This window comes from Rathayibacter sp. VKM Ac-2760 (genome assembly GCF_009834185.1).
GTDB lineage: Bacteria > Actinomycetota > Actinomycetes > Actinomycetales > Microbacteriaceae > Rathayibacter.
Window position 1 is genome coordinate 2,948,626 of the sequence record NZ_CP047173.1, and the last position, 16,520, is coordinate 2,965,145.

Consider the following 16,520-nt stretch of genomic DNA (forward strand, 5'->3'; position numbering starts at 1 on the left):
ACCGGGACGGGACCGGGCGACGACGCCCAGAGGCGTGTCGGATGCGACGGTGCCGTCCGGATGATCGAGAACGAATCAACGGAGAGAGTGGGCGATCGGCTGTGTCGAGCCAGTTGACCGGAGCGGGAACAGATCAGGGCTCGGAGGACTTCGGGGCCAACGAGTGGTTGGTGGAGGAGCTGTACGAGCAGTACAGCGCCGACAAGGCCTCGGTGGACGAGTCCTGGTGGCCGATCCTCGAGCGCTACGGCAAGCAGCTCGGCGGTGCCGCACCCGCCGCCGCTGAGGCACCCGCGGCCGCCGCCCCCGCAGCCGCCGCCCCCGCAAAGGCGCCCGTCGCCGAGCGCGTGTCGACGAGCGCGGGCGGAGCGGTGAGCCACCCGGCCACCTCGGCGACCAGCACCTCGAAGACCACCTCGAAGCAGCCGAAGGCGCAGCCCATCCCGGCCGACGCGCCCGTCAGCACACCGGCCGCGGACGCCGCCCCCGCGGAGGAGGACGTCGTCTCGCCCCTGCGCGGCATGGCGAAGAGCCTCGCCACCAACATGGACGCGAGCCTGTCCATCCCGACGGCCACGAGCGTGCGCACGATCCCGGCGAAGCTGATGATCGACAACCGCATCGTCATCAACAACCACCTGCGCCGCACCCGCGGCGGCAAGGTCTCCTTCACCCACCTGATCGGCTGGGCGCTGATCCGCGCGCTGAAGGACTTCCCGAGCCAGAACGTCTACTACGACGAGCCGGGCGGCAAGCCCTCGGTCGTCGCCCCGGCGCACGTCAACCTCGGCATCGCGATCGACATGCCCAAGCCCGACGGCACGCGCGCCCTGCTCGTCCCGAGCATCAAGCGCGCCGACACGCTGACCTTCACCGCCTACCTCGCCGCCTACGAGGACCTCGTGAAGCGCGCACGCGGCAACAAGCTCGCCGCAGGCGACTTCGCCGGCACCACCCTGTCGCTGACCAACCCGGGCGGCATCGGCACCGTGCACTCCGTGCCCCGCCTGATGAAGGGCCAGGGCTGCATCATCGGCGCCGGCGCCCTCGAGTACCCGGCCGAGTTCCAGGGCTCGTCCGAGAAGACGCTCGTCGAGCTCGGCATCGGCAAGACCATCACCCTCACCTCGACCTACGACCACCGCGTCATCCAGGGCGCCGGCTCGGGCGAGTTCCTCAAGATCGTGCACGAGCTGCTGCTCGGCAAGCGCGGCTTCTACGAGGACATCTTCTCCGCGCTGCGGATCCCCTACGACCCGATCCACTGGTCGACCGACATCGCCGTCGACCTCGCCGAGCGCGTCTCGAAGACCTCCCGCGTGCAGGAGCTGATCAACTCCTTCCGCGTCCGCGGCCACCTGATGGCCGACGTCGACCCGCTGGAGTACGTCCAGCGCTCGCACCCGGACCTCGCGATCGAGAACCACGGCCTCACCTTCTGGGACCTCGACCGCGAGTTCGTCACCGACGGCTTCGGCGGCTCGCGCCAGCTCAAGCTCCGCGACATCCTCGGCATCCTGCGCGACTCCTACTGCCGCACCGTCGGCGTGGAGTACATGCACATCCAGGACCCGGAGCAGCGCGCCTGGATGCAGCAGAAGCTCGAGCGCGGCTACGAGAAGCCGGGCCACGACGAGCAGCTGCGCATCCTCGGCCGGCTGAACGAGGCCGAGGCGTTCGAGACCTTCCTGCAGACCAAGTACGTGGGCCAGAAGCGCTTCTCGCTCGAGGGCGGCGAGTCGCTGATCGCCCTGCTCGACGCCGTGCTGCAGGGCGCCGCCGACGAGAACCTCGACGAGGTCGCCATCGGCATGGCCCACCGCGGGCGCCTCAACGTGCTGACCAACATCGCCGGCAAGACCTACGGCCAGATCTTCCGCGAGTTCGAGGGCACCCAGGACCCGAAGACGGTCCAGGGCTCGGGCGACGTGAAGTACCACCTCGGCACCGAGGGCGTCTTCCGCGGCTCGGGCGACGAGGAGATCCCCGTCTACCTCGCGGCGAACCCCTCGCACCTCGAGGCCGTCAACGGCGTGCTCGAGGGCATCGTCCGCGCCAAGCAGGACCGCAAGCCGATCGGCACCTTCACCACCCTGCCGATCCTCGTCCACGGCGACGCCGCGATGGCGGGCCAGGGCGTCGTGGTCGAGGGCCTGCAGATGTCGCAGCTGCGCGCGTACCGCACCGGCGGCACGATCCACATCAACATCAACAACCAGGTCGGCTTCACGACCCCGCCGCACGAGGCCCGCACCTCGATCTACTCGACCGACATGGCCAAGACGATCCAGGCGCCGATCTTCCACGTGAACGGCGACGACCCCGAGGCCGTCGTGCACGTCGGCCAGCTCGCGTTCGAGTACCGCCAGCGGTTCAACCGCGACGTGGTCATCGACCTGATCTGCTACCGCCGCCGCGGTCACAACGAGGGCGACGACCCCTCGATGACCCAGCCGCTGATGTACAGCCTGATCGAGGCCAAGCGCTCGGTGCGCAAGCTCTACACCGAGGCCCTGGTCGGCCGCGGCGACATCACCGAGGAGGAGTACGACCGGGCGCACCAGGACTTCCAGGACCGCCTCGAGCGCGCCTTCGCCGAGACGCACGCGGCGCAGACCGGCGCGATCCCGGTGGTCAGCGCCGACGGCGACTCCGTGGCCGACCTCGAGCTGCCGGATGCGCAGCAGGGCGAGGACTACCCAGGCGAGCCGGAGTCGACCGGCGTCAAGACCGAGGTGGTCACCCGCATCGGCGACGCGTTCAACTCGCCGCCCGAGGGCTTCACCGTGCACCCGAAGCTGCAGCAGCTGCTCACCAAGCGCCAGGAGATGAGCCGCTCCGGCTCGATCGACTGGGCGTTCGGCGAGCTGCTCGCCGTGGGCTCGCTCCTGCTCGAGGACACCCCGGTGCGCCTGGTCGGCCAGGACACCCGCCGCGGCACCTTCGTCCAGCGCCACGCAGTGCTGCACGACCGCGACAACGGCCAGGAGTGGCTGCCGCTGATGAACCTGTCCGAACAGCAGGCCCGCCTGTGGATCTACGACTCGCTGCTCTCGGAGTACGCCGCGATGGCGTTCGAGTACGGCTACTCGGTCGAGCGCCCCGACTCGCTCGTGCTCTGGGAGGCGCAGTTCGGCGACTTCGCGAACGGCGCCCAGATCGTCATCGACGAGTTCATCTCCTCGGCCGAGCAGAAGTGGGGCCAGCGCTCGTCGCTCGTGCTCCTGCTCCCGCACGGCTACGAGGGCCAGGGCCCGGACCACTCCTCCGCCCGGATCGAGCGCTACCTGCAGATGTGCGCCGAGCGGAACATGACCGTCGCGCGCCCGTCGAACCCGGCGTCGTACTTCCACCTGCTGCGCCGTCAGGCGTACTCGCGGCCGCGCCGCCCGCTGGTGGTCTTCACGCCGAAGGCGATGCTGCGCCTGCGCGGAGCGTCCAGCCCGGTCGAGGACTTCACCTCGGGCCGCTTCGAGCCGGTGATCGACGACGCGCGCATCCAGGACGCATCGGCCGTGACCCGGGTGCTCCTGCACGCCGGCAAGGTGCACTACGACCTCAAGGCCGAGCTGGAGAAGAAGCCGGACGACGGCATCGCGCTGGTCCGCCTCGAGCAGTACTACCCGGCGCCGATCGAGGAGCTGCGCGCCATCGCCGCGCGCTACCCGGACGCGGAGTTCGTCTGGGTGCAGGACGAGCCCGAGAACCAGGGCGCCTGGCCGTTCATCGCGCTGAACGTCGCTCCGCAGCTCGACCGCCCGATCCGCGTCGTCTCGAGGCCGGCCGCCGCCTCCCCCGCCGCGGGCTCGGCCAAGCGCCACGCCTCCGAGCAGGCCGACCTGCTGGGCAGGGCGCTCCAGCGCTGACGCCGCCCGGAGCCGCCTCCTCCGCGGGGGCGGGCGGCTCCGGCTCGCCCTCTCGAGTTCGGCTCGTCGGAATCCACGGATCCGGCGAGCCGAACTCCGTTCCCCGAGCCGAGCCGCCTCGGCCGGCCACCCCGACCACCTCCGGCACGCAGAACCACCCCCGGCTCGCCGAAATCACCGGATTCAGCGAGCCCGACGTCGTTTCACGAGCCGAACGTGATCGATCAGCGGCTCCCCACACCTCCGGCACGCAGAAACACCCCAGGCTCGCGAGAATCAGCGGTTCCAGCGAGCCCGACGTCGATCCACGAGCCGAACGTCGTCATCCATCAGCCCGCCTCACCTCCGGCACGCAGAAACACCCCCGGCTCGCGCGAATCAGCGGATCCAGCGAGCCCGACGTCCATCCACGAGCCGAACTTGACCGATCAGCGGCTCCCCCCACCTCCGGCACGCAGAAGCACCCCCGACTCGCCGGAATCAGCAGATACGACGAGCCGAACGACGTTTCACGAGCCGAACATCATCGAAGGGCGACCCGCCGCACCTCCGGCACTCAGAAACGCCTCCGGCTTGCGAGAATCGGCGCATCCAGCGAGCCCGACGTCGATTCACGAGCCGAACTTGATCGATCAGCCGCTCCCGACACCTCCGGCACGCAGAAACACCCCTGACTCGCGAGAATCGGCGCATCCAGCGAGCCCGACGACGACTCACGAGCCGAACTTGATCGATCAGCCGCTCCCGACACCTCCGGCACGCAGAAACACCCCTGGCTCGCGAGAATCAGCGCATCCAGCGAGCCCGACGTCGACTCACGAGCCGAACTTCGTCAGCCAGCAGCCCGCCGCACCTCCGGCACGCAGAAACGCCTCCGGCTCGCCGGAACGGGCGGCTTCAGCGAGCCGGACGCGTTCCGACGAGCCGGAGGTCGTCGAGCGAGGGCGGGTGCTGCCGCACGCTAGACGCGCGCGGGGCTCGCCTCGTGGCTCTTCTGCGCGTCACGCAGCATGCCGAGCACCTGGGCGCGGAGGTCCTCCGGCGCGGTCTCCTTGCAGGCGCGCTGCACCGCGACGGTCAGCACGACGCCGACCTTCGCCTCACCGGAGCAGTCGGGGCAGTTCGCCATGTGCTCGCGGATGTCGGCGGCGTCCTCCTTGCACAGCTCGTTGTGGAGGTACTCCTCGAGCTCGGCCTTCGCCTTCGTGCAGCCGCAGTCGGTCATTTCGTGCTCCCGGTGGTGAAAGCGGCGCGGATCCCGCGCTCGCGTGCGTAGTCGGTGAGTCGTTCGCGCAACATGCGCCGGCCGCGGTGCAGCCGGCTCATCACGGTCCCGACGGGGGTCTTCATGATGTCGGCGATCTCCTGGTACGAGAAGCCTTCGACATCGGCGAAATACACGGCGAGCCGGAAGTCCTCCGGGATCGCCTGCAGGGCCTCCTTGACAGCGGTGTCAGGGAGGTGGTCGATCGCCTCGGCCTCGGCCGAGCGGCTCGACGTGGCGGTGGTCGACTCGGCGCCGCCCAGCTGCCAGTCCTCGAGCTCGTCGATCGCGCTCTGGTAGGGCTCGCGCTGCTTCTTGCGGTACGAGTTGATGAAGGTGTTCGTGAGGATGCGGTAGAGCCACGCCTTGAGGTTCGTGCCCTGCTCGAATTGCTTGAACGCGCCGAACGCCTTCGCGAACGTCTCCTGGACGAGGTCCTGCGCGTCGGAGGGGTTCTTCGTCATCCGCAGGCCGGCGGCGTACAGCTGATCGATGAAGGGCAGCGCCTGCTGCTCGAAGAGCGCGCGCAGATCGACCGGGGCGTCGGGGGCGACGTCGTCGAGGGCCTCCTCGACTGTCTCCTCGATCGTCTCGGCCTCCTCGGTCGCGGGCGCCTCATCGGCGGTGCTGGGGCGTGTGCTGTCGTCGCGAGTCATCACACGCGATTCTAAGCCGCGGCGCCGAGCGCGGACCGGTCGCGAGGCCACGGGGCGCGGGGCGTCGATCACTGCTGCCATCGTGCTGCGCCTCCCGCCTGAGCCTGCCGTCGGTCCGTTCGCCGACTACTCTGACAACCGATGGTCTTCTCGCGTTATTCCGCTCCCGAGTTCGATCCGTACGGCGACGCCCGCGCGCTCCCCGGCGAGGAGGACTGGTCGGCGCCCGCTGCCGCCGGCGCCCTCGACGCCGTCGTCGAGCTGCCCGGCTCCAAGTCGCTGACGAACCGCGAGCTCGTCCTCGCCGCGCTCGCCGGCGCCCCGTCGACCCTGCGGGCGCCCCTGCACTCGCGCGACACGGCGCTGATGATCGACGGCCTGCGCTCGCTCGGCACGACGATCCGCGAGGAGGGCGCCACCGGCTCCTTCGGCGCCGATCTCGTCGTCGAGCCGGCCGAGGAGCTCTTCGGCTCCACCACGATCGACTGCGGCCTCGCCGGCACGGTGATGCGCTTCCTGCCGCCGCTCGCCGGGCTCGCGCTCGGGCCGACCACCTTCGACGGCGACGCGTACGCCTACAAGCGCCCGATGGGCGCGACGATCGCCTCCCTCCGCTCGCTCGGCGTCGACGTGGCCGACGACGGGCGAGGCTCGCTCCCCTTCACCGTGCACGGCTCCGGCTCGATCCGCGGCGGCGACGCCGTGGTCGACGCGACCCGCTCGAGCCAGTTCGTCTCGGCCCTGCTGCTGGCCGGCGCGCGCTTCGACGAGGGCCTGCGCCTGGCGCACGAGGGCGGCGCGCTGCCGAGCCAGCCGCACATCGACATGACGATCGCGGCGCTCGAGGCCCGGGGAGTGAGCGTGGACGCGTCGATCCCGGGCGCCTGGACGATCGCTCCGCAGTCCATCGCCGGAGCCCCCGTCCTGATCGAGCCCGACCTCTCCAACGCCGCGCCGTTCCTCGCCGCCGCGCTGGTCACCGGCGGCACCGTCCGGTTCCGGCACTGGCCGGCCGAGACGACGCAGGTCGGCGCGCATCTGGAGCGGATCCTCCCGCTGTTCGGCGCGACGGTCGAGCGCGACGGCGACGACCTCGTCGTCCGCGGGGGCGACGAGATCCTCGGCGTCGACCTCGACCTCTCGGAGGGCGGCGAGCTCGCCCCCGCCCTCGCGGCCCTGGCCTCGCTCGCAAGCGGCCCGAGCACGCTGACCGGCATCGGCCACATCCGCCACCACGAGACCGACCGCCTCGCCGCCCTCGCGGCCGAGATCAACGGCCTCGGCGGCGCCGTCACCGAGCTGGAGGACGGCCTGCGCATCGAGCCCGCACCGCTGCACGCGGGCCGCTGGCGCACCTACTCCGACCACCGCATGGCGCACGCCGGCGCGCTGATCGGCCTTGCCGTGCCGGGCGTCGCGATCGAGGACATCGCGACCACCTCGAAGACCCTCCCGCAGTTCCCCGAGCTCTGGACCGCACTCGCGGGCGCGGTCTGACCCGTGTCCTGGTGGACGGACAGCGGGCTCGACGCCGACGGCGTGCTCGACGACTTCGACGGCTACGACGAGTCGGACGCCCGGGTGCGGCCGAACCCGAAGGGGACCAAGCCGCGCACGAAGAACCGGCCGGCCTACGAGGACGCCGAGATCGCGATGGTCCTCGGCGTCGACCGCGGCCGCTACACGGTGATGATCGGCGACGGCACGCCCGAGGAGCACGAGTTCACCGCGGCGCGCGCCCGGGAGCTGCGCAAGCAGGCGATCGTCCCCGGTGACCGGGTCGACGTGGTCGGCGACTCCAGCGGCGACGAGGGCACCCTGGCCCGCATCGTCCGGATCCGCGAGCGCTCGACCCTGCTGCGCCGCAGCGCCGACGACACCGACGCCATCGAGCGCGTGATCGTCGCCAACGCCGACCAGATGGTCTGCGTCGTCGCCGCCGCCGACCCGGAGCCGCGCACCCGCCTCGTCGACCGCTACCTGGTCGCCGCCTTCGACGCCGGGATCACCCCGATGCTCTGCATCACCAAGACCGACCTCGCCGACCCGGCGCCGTTCCTCCGCAACTTCGAGGGCCTCGATCTGCGGGTCTTCCTCTCCAGCCAGGACGAGCCGCCCGTCGACGAGATCGCCGAGGCGCTCCTCGGCCACGAGACCGTCGTCGTCGGCCACTCCGGAGTGGGCAAGTCCACCCTCGTGAACAAGCTCGTCCCCGACGCGCACCGGGCGATCGGCCGCGTCAACACGGTGACCGGGCGCGGCCGGCACACCTCCTCCTCCACCGTCTCGCTGCGCGTCGAGCGCGGCGACCGGCACGGCTGGGTGATCGACACCCCGGGCGTGCGCTCCTTCGGCCTCGGCCATGTGAACACCGACAACATCCTCGGCGCCTTCACCACGCTCGCCGTGCTCGCCGAGGACTGCCCGCGCGGCTGCACACACCTCCCCGACTCCCCCGACTGCGCGATCATCGAGGCCGTCGAGGGCGGGCTGCTCGGCGCGAGCGGGCCGGAGCGCCTGGACTCGCTGCAGCGCCTCCTCACCACCTTCGCCACCAACGACGGAAGCAGACGATGACCGACACCGCCCTCCCCCCGATCCCCGTCGACGAGCGCCTCGCCGCGGGCGACGCCGCCCCCGACTTCACGCTGCCCGACCAGGACGGCCGCCCGGTCGCGCTCGCGGAGCTCCGCGGCCGCCGCGTCATCCTGTTCTTCTACCCGCAGGCGGACACCCCCGGCTGCACCACGGAGGCGTGCGACTTCCGCGACAGCACCGCGGCACTCCAGGCCGCCGGCTACGAGGTGCTCGGCGTCTCGCGCGACGCCCCGGAGGCGCTGCGCCGCTGGGCGGACGAGCACGGCCTCGCCTACCCGCTGCTCAGCGACCCGGACCTGACCGTGCACCGCGCCTACGGCGTCTGGGGCGAGAAGAACAACTACGGCAAGACGATCGTCGGCGTCCTCCGCTCGACCTTCGTCGTCGGCCCCGAGGGCGCGCTCGAGTTCGCCCAGTACGGCGTCCGCGCCACCGGCCACGTGCAGGCGCTGCGCAAGAAGCTCAAGCTCACGGCCTAGAAGCCCTCGTTGAAGCGCGGGGCGTAGTCGGCGCCGAGCGCGTCGAGCTCCTCGGCCGTGAGCTCGAACTCGGCGGAGGCGACCGCGTCCTCGAGGTGCTGCATCTTCGTGGCGCCGACGATCGGGGCGGTCACCGCCTCCTGCTGGCGCACCCAGGCGAGGGCGACCTGGGCGCGTGGGACGCCGCGCTCCGCCGCGATGCGCTCGACGGTGCCTGCCGTGCGCCGGTCCGCCTCCTCCTGCTGGTGGTAGAGCGTCTTGCCGTAGAGGTCGGTCTCGGTGCGTGAGGTGGTCGCGTCCCAGTCGCGGGTGAGGCGGCCGCGGGCCAGCGGCGACCACGGGATGACGCCGACGCCCTGGTCGAGGCAGAACGGGTGCAGCTCGCGCTCGTCCTCGCGCTGGATCAGGTTGTACTGGTCCTGCATCGAGACGAAGCGGGTCCAGCCGCCGAGGTCCGCGGTGTACTGCGCCTTCGCGAACTGCCAGGCCCACATGCTCGACGCGCCGATGTAGCGGGCCTTGCCCGAGCGGACGATGTCGTGGAGCGTCTCCATCGTCTCCTCGATCGGCGTCTCCGGGTCCCAGCGGTGGATCTGGTAGAGGTCGACGTAGTCGGTCCCGAGGCGGCGGAGGCTGTCGTCGATCGCGCTGAGGACGTGCCGGCGCGAGAGGCCGCCGCCGTTCGCACCCGGGCGCATCGTGCCGTGCACCTTGGTCGCGATCACGACCTCCTCGCGGACCGCGAAGTCGGCGAGCGCCCGGCCGACGAACTCCTCGCTCGTGCCGTCGGAGTAGACGTCGGCGGTGTCGAAGGTGGTGATGCCCAGATCGAGAGCCCGGCGGAGGAAGGGCCGCGACTCCTCCTCCCCCATGCTCCAGCCGTGCGCGCCGCGATCGGGAGCGCCGAAGCTCATGCAGCCGAGGATGATCGAGGAGACCTGGAGGCCGCTGGTGCCGAGTCTGGTGGAGTCCATGCCTCGACGCTAGCCGACGGAGGCCGGGCGGAGCAGGGGCTAGACGGCCCCGGTATCGCGACGGGTCGCCGCGACGACACTCGGCAGGAAGAGCAGCACCACGGCCAGCAGGGCGGGCGCCAGCAGCGCCCAGCCGACGTCCGGCACGGCGTACTGGCCCTGGAAGGCGCCGAGGGCGACGGCCATCAGCACGAGCTGGACGGTGAGGGCCGAGGCGCGGATCCAGCTGCGCCGGCGGGCTGTGCCAACGGTGGTCGCGGCGACCCAGGCGAGGGCGATGACGGAGAGGACGACGATCGCGATGCCGCCGCCGACCGTGTCGGGACGGGTGGTGAGGAGCTCGATGACCAGCCACCCGGTGACGCACGCCACGGCCACCGTCTCCAGCGCCAGGACGGCGACGAGGAGCAGGAGTCCGAGGGGACGCGCACCGCTTCCCGGCCTGGTCGGAGGCCGATTCCCGTCCATCATCACAGCGGTATCCCATCCAGCACTCTTGATTCGAGCCTGCCTCCGTGACAGGCTAGTGCAGTTCGTTTCACCGCTCACAGGGTCGTGGGTTTCCGCCGATGTGAACAACCCGATCCAGCCGCGCCGCGAGGCACGAGTGCGAGCGGGGTGTCCTCCATCGGGAAGAACCGAGCGCCGTCCGGCCCGTCCCGAACCGCCTCGCGCAACTGCGCGAGGTCTCGTGGCGTGCGCGGGAGCAGGTGCTCGGTGCATGCCGAGGGGCCAGGGCAACCGCCCGATCCGCCGGTGTGACTCGATCATCCCACCCGAACACTGCGTGGTTCCTCCACGCACGCTGTCACACAAGGAGCACCTGCATGGACTGGCGCGACAAGGCCGCTTGCCTCACCGCTGACCCCGAGCTTTTCTTCCCGGTCGGCAACACCGGACCCGCCGTCGACCAGATCGAGAAGGCGAAGACGGTCTGCGGTCGCTGCACCGTCACGGAGGTGTGCCTCCAGTACGCCCTCGAGACCGGTCAGGACTCGGGCGTCTGGGGCGGCCTCAGCGAGGACGAGCGCCGCGCCCTCAAGCGCCGCGCCGCCCGCGCCCGCCGCGCCTCCTAGCGCTCAGCACTCCGTCGCGCTCCGGCGCACACCGACCCCCGCTCGCCCTCGGCAGCGGGGGTCGCGTCGTCTCCGGCGCGACCCGATCGATCGCGCCGATCAGGCCCGCGGGCTCGTCAGCCAGCGCAGCGGCACCTCGATGGTGACCTCGGTGCCGCGGCCGACGAGCGTGTGCCAGTCGATCGTGCCGCCGAGCTCGCCCTGGATCAGGGTGCGCACGATCTGCGTGCCGAGTCCCGAGCCGACCTTGCCCTCCGGCAGGCCGACCCCCGTGTCGCGGACCTTCACCGTGAGCTCGTCGTCGCCGCGAGTCGCGACGATCTCGACGTCGCCCTCCCGGCCGGCCAGGCCGTGCTCGACCGCGTTGGTGACGAGCTCCGTCAGCGCCAGCGCGAGCGGAGTGGCGTACTCGCTCGGCAGGTCGCCGAAGCTGCCGGTGAAGGTGGGGTGCACGGTCGTGTTGTGCGTCGACGCGACCTCGGCGATGAGCAGCAGCACGCGGTCGAACACCGCGTCGAAGTCGACGTTCTGCGCGAGCCCCTCGGAGAGGGTGTCGTGCACGACCGCGATCGCGGCGACGCGGCGCATGGCCTGCGTGAGCGCCTCGCGGGCGAGATCGGAGTGGGTGCGGCGGGCCTGGATCCGCAGCAGCGACGCGACCGTCTGCAGGTTGTTCTTCACCCGGTGGTGGATCTCGCGGATCGTCGCGTCCTTGGTGATCAGCTCCCGCTCCTGGTGGCGCAGCTCGGTCACGTCGCGGCAGAGCACGACGGCGCCGACCCGCTCCCCCCGGTCGCGGATCGGGATCGCGCGCAGCGAGACGGTGACGCCCCGCGCCTCGATGTCGGTCCGCCAGGGCGCCCGGCCGGTGACCACCAGCGGCAGCGATTCGTCGATGACGACCTTGCCCGCGACGAGACCGGTCGTGACCTCGGCGAGCGACTCGCCCTCGAGCTCGTCGGCGAAGCCGATCCGGTTGAACGCCGAGAGGGCGTTGGGGCTGGCGAAGGTGGTGATGCCGTCGACGTCGAGGCGGATCAGGCCGTCCGAGGCGCGCGGGGCGCCGCGGCGGGGACCGGTCGGCGCGCCCAGGTCCGGGAAGTCGCCCGAGGCGATCATCGAGAAGAGGTCGTTCGCGCAGTCGTTGAAGGTCAGCTCCTGGCGGCTGGGCGTGCGCGTCTCGCTGAGGTTCGTGTGCCGGGTGAGGACCGCGATCGGCTGGTCCGTCGTCGCGGTGTCCGAGCCGCCGAGGCGCCGGATGACGGGGACGGCGCGCACCCGGGTCGGCGTCTCCTCGAACCAGTCCGGCGCCGAGGTGTCGACGATGCGCGCGGTGGCGAACGCCTCCGCGACCTGCGCGCGCCACTCCGCCTTGATCCTCTGCCCGACGAAGTCGCGGTAGAAGAGCGTCGCCGCGCTCGAGGGCCGGGCGTGCGCGACGGCGACGAAGCCGCCCTCCGCGGTCGGCACCCAGAGCACGATGTCGGCGAACGCGAGGTCGGCGAGCAGCTGCAGATCGCCGACGAGGAGGTGCAGCCATTCGACGTCCGCGTCCGTGGAGCGGCCGTGGGAGAGGACGAGGTCACTGAGGGTGGACACCCGACAAGCCTAGGCGCCGTCGTCGCGCGCACCGCACCTGCGGCACCCCGCGCCCGGTTATCCACAGTCCTGCTCCCCGTCCGACATGAGCATCGCTCGGCTGCTTCGATGAGGGCACTCGTCCTGCCTTTGGAGCACGCCGCATGATCCATCCCACCCACGCGTTCGACTACCGCAGCCTGCCGCTGGAGGCGGAGGCGGTGCTCCCCGCGACGCCGGCCGCGGCGTTCTTCGCTCCGCAGCCGGCGACGCGGGCCGAGCTGCCCGATCCCGAGCCGATCCTCCACTGCCTCACCCTGCTCGTGGTCGAGGTGCTCGGCGGCTCGCGCGAGATCGACCAGCTGGCGAGGTGGCTGAGCGACGACGTCTACCGGCACCTGCAGAAGCGGGTGGTGATGGCCGCCCGCGCCCGGAGCGCGAAGGGCCGCTCGACGCAGCGCATCCCGTTCACCGTCGGCCGGGTGGTGATCACGGAGCCGCGGGACGGCATCGTCGAGGCCGTCGTCCTCGTGCACAACCGGGTGCGCACCCGGGCGGTCGCCATCCGGCTGGAGGGCACGGACGCCCGCTGGCGCGCGACGGCGATCAACGTGCTGTGAGGCGGGTCGGCGCTCGCGGGTCAGTACTCGAGGGTCAGCGCTCGCGGGCGGGAGCCACCGGTGGCAGCACCACCTGCACGCCCTTCTCGCGCAGCGCGTCCTCGAGCTCCGGCGGCGGCGGCGCGTCGGTGACGAGGTAGTCGGCCCGGCCGAGCTCCGCCACCTGGGCGAAGAGGGTGCGGCCGAACTTGGTCTGGTCGGCCAGGATCGCCACCCGCTCGCAGCGCGCGATCATCTCGCTCATCATCACGCCCTCCGCCAGGTTGCTGGTCGAGTAGCCGTACTCCGCGGACACGGCGCCGACGGAGATCAGTCCGATGTCGCAGTGCAGATCGACGGCACCGCCCGGCTCCGCGGCGGCGAAGCCCACCGGCCCGACCGTCGACTGGCCGCCGAGGCGGACCGCACCGCCGAAGACGAAGAGGTCGCGGCAGGTCTTCGAGCCGATCTCGGCGGGGACGCGCAGATTGTTCGTCGCGATGGTCAGCTCACGATGATCGTTTAGGTGCCGGACGACGGCCAGGGAGGTGGTGCCGGCGTTCAGCATCACGACCGCTCCGTTCTCGACGAGGCCGGCGGCGAGCGCGCCGATCTTCTCCTTCGCGCCGCGCTGGATGCCGAGACGCACGTCCAGGCGCTTCTCCGTGGCGGGCATCACCGAGAGGCTCACCGCGCCGCCGTGCGTGCGGACGAGGTAGCCGTCCGCGTCGAGCTGATCGAGATCGCGACGCACGGTGTCGGCCGAGACGGCGAACCGTCGGGCGAGCGTCGTGACCGTGACCTCGCCCGCCTCGGCGACGTAGGCGGCCAGATCGGCCTTCCGGCCGGCCGGCAGACGGAGCGGGACGTCGTTCGCGGCGGGGACTTCGTCGGTGTCGGGCATGGGGGTTGTCTAACACCGCCGTGCCGGATCCTGCAACTTGTCGCGTGCACCGGGCGGCCGATCCTGCGATCTGGGCCGCGTTTGTCGCACATCTCGGCAATTTCTTGCCGGTTCTTGCATGACCACGCACTGCCGGGTACATTCGCAGAACACAAGCGCAAGAATGCGCACACAACAGCAGATAACTGCAGAGTTGCAGGGAGTGACATGAGCAAAGGTGCTCGCATCAAGAGAGCCGTCGTCTTCACCGTCAGCGCGGCGTTCGCCGCGACGATGCTGACCGGCTGCAGCCAGGGTGGCGGCGACTCCGCGGCAGGCGGAGACGTCACCCTCGAATTCGCGCAGTGGTGGGAGCCCGAGCTCTCGGACGGCGCCCTCCGCGGCCTGATGGACGACTTCGAGGCCGCGAACCCGGGCATCACGGTCGACCTGCTCAGCGGTCCGTACGCCTCGACCAAGGAGCAGCTCTTCGCCGGCGCAGCCGCCGGCACGATGTCCGACGTCGTCGGACTCGACGGCGCCTGGATCAGCGACTTCGCCAAGCAGGGCGCGCTGGCCGACCTCGGCCCGCTGCTCTCGGACGCCGGCTTCGACGAGAGCCAGCTCTCCTCCACCGTCGTCGTCGACGGCAAGACCGCCATGGTCCCCGTCGTCAACTTCGTCTACCCGCTCTTCACCAACGACGCCCTGCTCTCCGAGGCGGGCGTCAGCGCTCCCCCCTCGACGCGCAGCGAGTTCGAGACCGCTGCCAAGGCGATCACGGCGCTCGGCGACAACACCAGCGGCTGGGTGCTCCCGCTCTCGAGCGACGCGCCCAACGGGATCCAGAACGACGTCATGTCCTGGGTCTGGGCCTCCGGCGGCAGCATGCTCGACGACGGCAAGCCCGACCTGACCAACGACGCCGTCACGAGCGCGGTCGACTACATCGCGCAGCTCGACGCCGACGGCGTGATCGCCCCCGGCGCCGCGACGATGAAGGAGCAGGACAAGGTCGAGGAGTTCACGAACGGCCGCGTCGGCATGATGATCGACTCCCTCTCGCACATCGCCACCATCCGGGATTCGAACCCCGATCTGAAGTTCAGCATCTCGGCCATCCCGGCCGAGGACGGCTTCAGCGGCGAGCGCGGCATCCCCTTCGCCTCCTGGGGCATCGGGGTCTCGGCCAGCAGCGAGCACCCGGCCGAGGCCGCGAAGCTCGTGTCGTTCCTGATGAGCGCCGACACCAACTCGGAGCTGTCCACGCTGGCGAACGCCTTCCCCGGCAACACCGCCTCGACGCCGGACTTCTCGGACAGCGACCCGCTGTACCAGGAGGCCTTCGACATCTACTCGGCCGGCTACCCGGCGAACGAGTTCGTCGGCCTGCCCGTCGCCGAGCAGCTGATGCGCGACTTCGACGAGCAGCTGCAGGCCGCCCTCAACGGCGACCAGAGCGTCGACGAGGCGCTGGAGAAGTCCCAGGAAGCCTGGCTCGGCGAGTTCTGAGCCGTGACGCGTCCGTCCCCGATCGCGCCGCGGGAGTCCTCTCCCGCGGCGCGGTCGCCCCTCATCCCGTCCCCGATCCAAGGAGGACCGTCGTGGTCGCACTGCTGAGCACGCCGCAGCGTCCCGCCGCCGGGAGCCCCGCCCCCGCGGGTGCGCCCCGCCGGAAGCGCCGCGATCTCGCGCCCTACCTCTACCTCTCCCCCACGGCGATCGTGATGCTCGTCCTGATGCTCGTGCCGGTGCTGCTGGTGATCGGGTACTCGTTCTTCGACAACGTCATCACGAATCCGAGGCCGGCCTTCGTCGGCCTCGCGAACTACCTCGAGGTCCTCGGCGATCCGAAGTTCCGCACGGCCACCGGCAACACGATCGTCTTCGTCGGCGTCAGCGTCGCCGCCCACCTCGTGCTGGGCCTCGGCTTCGCGATGCTGCTCAACTCGCCGCTCGTGCCGACGATCGCCAAGTCGCTCTTCCGCGTGATCTACGTCCTGCCGTGGCTGTTCACCGTCGCCATCATCGCGGTGCTCTGGCGGCTGCTGCTCAACCCGAACGGCGTGATCAACTACGCGCTGATCTCGCTCGGGCTGACCGACCAGGGCATCGAGTGGCTCGCCTCCCCCGCGACCGCGCTGCTCTCGGTGACCTTCATCAACATCTGGGCTGGCTACTCGTTCTACATGATCACGCTCCTGGCGGGTCTGCAGGGCATCCCGCACGACCTCTACGAGGCGGCGAAGGTCGACGGCGCGAGCGCCTGGCAGCGCTTCTGGAACGTCACGATCCCGCAGCTCAAGCCGATCATCATCAGCATGTCGGTCCTGGACATCATCTGGACCTCGCAGCAGTTCGCGCTGATCTGGATGACGACCGGCGGCGGCCCGATCGACGCGACCGAGATGCTCAGCACCTACACCTACAAGCTCGCGTTCAGCCGCTACGAGTTCTCGGTGGCCTCGGCGAGCGCCGTCCTGATCCTCCTCCTCACCATGGTCCTCGCGTTCTTCTACGTGCGGAACCAGAAAGCCAGGGACTGAC

Annotated in this window: 14 protein-coding genes; 8 read left to right on the top strand and 6 right to left on the bottom strand. The window is 70.8% G+C overall.

Annotation, left to right across the window (positions count from 1 at the left end):
- The first annotated feature begins 101 nt into the window (after positions 1 to 101).
- Positions 102 to 3,866 (top strand): multifunctional oxoglutarate decarboxylase/oxoglutarate dehydrogenase thiamine pyrophosphate-binding subunit/dihydrolipoyllysine-residue succinyltransferase subunit, encoded by a 3,765-nt coding sequence (locus tag GSU72_RS13370; RefSeq protein ID WP_208545057.1) that lies wholly within the window; start codon positions 102 to 104, stop codon positions 3,864 to 3,866.
- A gap of 961 nt (positions 3,867 to 4,827) precedes the next feature.
- On the opposite strand, the gene GSU72_RS13375 is transcribed toward GSU72_RS13370, so the two are convergent.
- Both GSU72_RS13375 and GSU72_RS13380 read right to left on the bottom strand, forming a co-directional pair.
- On the bottom strand, positions 4,828 to 5,091 hold the full coding sequence (locus tag GSU72_RS13375; RefSeq protein WP_159985508.1) for a zf-HC2 domain-containing protein: 264 nt from the start codon (positions 5,089 to 5,091) through the stop codon (positions 4,828 to 4,830).
- Complete coding sequence (locus GSU72_RS13380; RefSeq protein WP_159985509.1) at positions 5,088 to 5,786, bottom strand: sigma-70 family RNA polymerase sigma factor; 699 nt, start codon at positions 5,784 to 5,786, stop codon at positions 5,088 to 5,090. Before GSU72_RS13380 ends, GSU72_RS13375 begins: the two co-directional genes overlap by 4 nt.
- A 141-nt stretch (positions 5,787 to 5,927) precedes the next feature.
- Between GSU72_RS13380 and aroA the strand changes: the two genes are divergently transcribed.
- The 3 genes from aroA to bcp are packed head-to-tail and all read left to right on the top strand — an operon-like array spanning position 5,928 to position 8,863.
- Positions 5,928 to 7,283: a 3-phosphoshikimate 1-carboxyvinyltransferase gene (gene aroA / locus GSU72_RS13385; RefSeq protein ID WP_159985510.1), complete on the top strand. Its 1,356-nt coding sequence runs from the start codon at positions 5,928 to 5,930 to the stop codon at positions 7,281 to 7,283.
- A 3-nt stretch (positions 7,284 to 7,286) separates the two neighbouring features.
- The gene (gene rsgA, locus GSU72_RS13390; RefSeq protein WP_208545058.1) at positions 7,287 to 8,363 is read left to right on the top strand and encodes a ribosome small subunit-dependent GTPase A; all 1,077 of its coding nucleotides are present in this window, start codon (positions 7,287 to 7,289) and stop codon (positions 8,361 to 8,363) included.
- Positions 8,360 to 8,863: a thioredoxin-dependent thiol peroxidase gene (bcp, locus tag GSU72_RS13395; protein ID WP_159985511.1), complete on the top strand. Its 504-nt coding sequence runs from the start codon at positions 8,360 to 8,362 to the stop codon at positions 8,861 to 8,863. The genes rsgA and bcp overlap by 4 nt, the downstream gene beginning before the upstream one ends.
- On the opposite strand, the gene GSU72_RS13400 is transcribed toward bcp, so the two are convergent.
- Positions 8,860 to 9,837, bottom strand: a complete 978-nt coding sequence (locus GSU72_RS13400) for an aldo/keto reductase (protein WP_159985512.1) — start codon at positions 9,835 to 9,837, stop codon at positions 8,860 to 8,862. The genes bcp and GSU72_RS13400 overlap by 4 nt on opposite strands.
- Positions 9,838 to 9,876: 39 nt before the next feature.
- A complete protein-coding gene (locus GSU72_RS13405; protein ID WP_244255812.1) occupies positions 9,877 to 10,209 on the bottom strand; it encodes a hypothetical protein in 333 nt (110 codons plus the stop codon).
- Between the two features lie 455 nt (positions 10,210 to 10,664).
- On the opposite strand from GSU72_RS13405, the gene GSU72_RS13410 reads away from it, so the two are divergent.
- A complete protein-coding gene (locus GSU72_RS13410) occupies positions 10,665 to 10,913 on the top strand; it encodes a WhiB family transcriptional regulator (protein ID WP_056045195.1) in 249 nt (82 codons plus the stop codon).
- Positions 10,914 to 11,012: 99 nt separating this feature from the next.
- Here the strand turns inward: GSU72_RS13410 and GSU72_RS13415 are convergent, their stop codons facing one another.
- On the bottom strand, positions 11,013 to 12,512 hold the full coding sequence (locus GSU72_RS13415; protein ID WP_159985514.1) for a PAS domain-containing sensor histidine kinase: 1,500 nt from the start codon (positions 12,510 to 12,512) through the stop codon (positions 11,013 to 11,015).
- Between the two features lie 143 nt (positions 12,513 to 12,655).
- On the opposite strand from GSU72_RS13415, the gene GSU72_RS13420 reads away from it, so the two are divergent.
- Positions 12,656 to 13,111 (top strand): Rv3235 family protein, encoded by a 456-nt coding sequence (locus tag GSU72_RS13420; RefSeq protein ID WP_244255813.1) that lies wholly within the window; start codon positions 12,656 to 12,658, stop codon positions 13,109 to 13,111.
- Between the two features lie 34 nt (positions 13,112 to 13,145).
- Here GSU72_RS13420 and GSU72_RS13425 read toward each other — a convergent pair whose 3' ends face one another.
- Positions 13,146 to 13,994 carry a DeoR/GlpR family DNA-binding transcription regulator gene (locus GSU72_RS13425; RefSeq protein WP_159985515.1) on the bottom strand — a complete coding sequence of 283 codons (849 nt, stop codon included), beginning with the start codon at positions 13,992 to 13,994 and terminating at the stop codon, positions 13,146 to 13,148.
- 207 nt (positions 13,995 to 14,201) lie between these two features.
- Here GSU72_RS13425 and GSU72_RS13430 point away from each other — a divergent pair, with 207 nt between their 5' ends.
- Both GSU72_RS13430 and GSU72_RS13435 read left to right on the top strand, forming a co-directional pair.
- Positions 14,202 to 15,485: a sugar ABC transporter substrate-binding protein gene (locus GSU72_RS13430; RefSeq protein ID WP_159985516.1), complete on the top strand. Its 1,284-nt coding sequence runs from the start codon at positions 14,202 to 14,204 to the stop codon at positions 15,483 to 15,485.
- Positions 15,486 to 15,577: 92 nt separating this feature from the next.
- Positions 15,578 to 16,519, top strand: a complete 942-nt coding sequence (locus GSU72_RS13435) for a sugar ABC transporter permease (RefSeq protein WP_244255815.1) — start codon at positions 15,578 to 15,580, stop codon at positions 16,517 to 16,519.
- Position 16,520 lies beyond the last annotated feature (1 nt).